This is a genomic window from Bacteroidota bacterium (genome assembly GCA_034723125.1).
Classification (GTDB): domain Bacteria; phylum Bacteroidota; class Bacteroidia; order CAILMK01; family JAAYUY01; genus JAYEOP01.
In genome coordinates this window covers 1-1,637 of record JAYEOP010000260.1, presented here as the reverse complement: position 1 = coordinate 1,637, position 1,637 = coordinate 1, and the positions used below count along the sequence as shown (strand labels likewise).

The window sequence follows — 1,637 nt, the reverse complement described above, 5'->3', positions numbered from 1 at the left end:
CTTCCGGGAATATTGCTTATTTCGCCATCTTTTGTATATCTGCCAACCTGACCAAAAGGAGACAAATTGAGCAATGGTTTCATGTAATTTAAATAATTAATAAAAACTTTTTTAATATCACCTTTAAAAGGAGTTTCGGGGTTTGTTATCAGATATTCATAAAGTGCCAAATAATGAATGTCGATGTGTGATTGTTTATTAGTTTTCGCTTCATCAGTAAAAAAAGTTCCATCACTATTATTAAGTGAAAGTATTTTTTCGACACGTTCCTTAGCATCAATTTTATATTTATTGTCTTGGGTAATTCGGTAAAGTTCCATATCCAATTGAAGCAATCCAGCTTGGAACATAAGAAAATTATCACCAAGCCCAACTCCAAAAGTACCTCGACTTGTTACTTTATTAGGGTCGGTTTTACGATTGATTTCATAACATTCTTCGGCAATCTTAACTGTTTTTTCATAATCATCGTTTTTATATGGAGCCATCAAATGGGCAGCTCCCGCCATCGAAGCTGCGGTAAACAAAGTAGTAACGCTATTGCTTCTTTGATGGATTTTTTCGATATGTTCCAAAGTCAAAATACGTTGTGGTGCATTTTCGGGAGGACCCAACCAAACCCACGGATTAGCCCCCGGAGTTATTATCGATAGAAACGACCCTTGGTAATACACTTTGTTATAAAACATTACTTCCCACCATGCTTCATCAATAAGTTTTGGGATACCATTTCTTTTGTCTGCTGCAAATTTTTCGGGAAAAGTTTCATAAAGTGTAATCAGCCCCCGCATAGCAAAATGTGCAGGTCCTATCCATTTATTCAAATCACCGGCAGAATGCCATCCACCGCTGGCATCAATCCGTTTTCCATCGGGCATAATAACAGCATCATCGGTATGACATGCTTTGTGCCAACCGGGAATTTCCATTCCACATCGTTGATAATACAAAAACACGGAAGCTTTTTGAGCGAAGTCAACATAAAGAGAAGGCTTAATTGAAAAACCATAAGAATCTGCTATTTCTCTTTCATCCTGCTCAAACACAAGTCTTATTTTATAAAATCCCAACTCGTTGAAATCCGAAAAGTCAGCAATCAGGTTATTTCCGCCCCAGATATGAAAGCCTGCATCTTCGAGTTTTCCTCTATAAACAACCGGTTGGGTAGCAGGATGTTGTTTATTATTATTCAGGTTTATTATTTCAAAGTACCCTGACAATTTTTTATTATTCGTCCAAATTACCGCTCTTTTATTTCCAAGTTGATGATATCCACCATGTGCGACAATGGGGCGAATTGTAGTGGGCTGGGCAATAATCTGATTTTCGGCAAGTGGCGACCAGCTATCTGTTTGCTGTTTTATTCTCCTGATAGTCCTTGCAGTTTCTATTTTTTCTTCCTCTGTTTTCGGTTCTTCTCCTTTCAGATATCCTCTTGTCATAAGAGCATTAAATCTTATTATTTTAGGATACTTTGTTACCGTTATATTTTTAAAAATTACTTTGTAGTCATCTACCTGAAAATCTATTTTTTGAACTTTTCCTGTAAGGCAATCTATCAGTTCGGCATTAAAAGGTTTCGGATAATCAACATCAAGAATATCAATTACAATATCAGTTGTAACAGGATTATCTTC

At 36.5% G+C, this 1,637-nt stretch carries 1 protein-coding gene; it reads right to left on the bottom strand.

Going from position 1 to position 1,637, the window contains the following annotated elements:
- On the bottom strand, positions 1 to 1,637 hold a 1,637-nt coding region (locus U9R42_07185; protein ID MEA3495803.1), incomplete at both ends, for a glycoside hydrolase family 9 protein.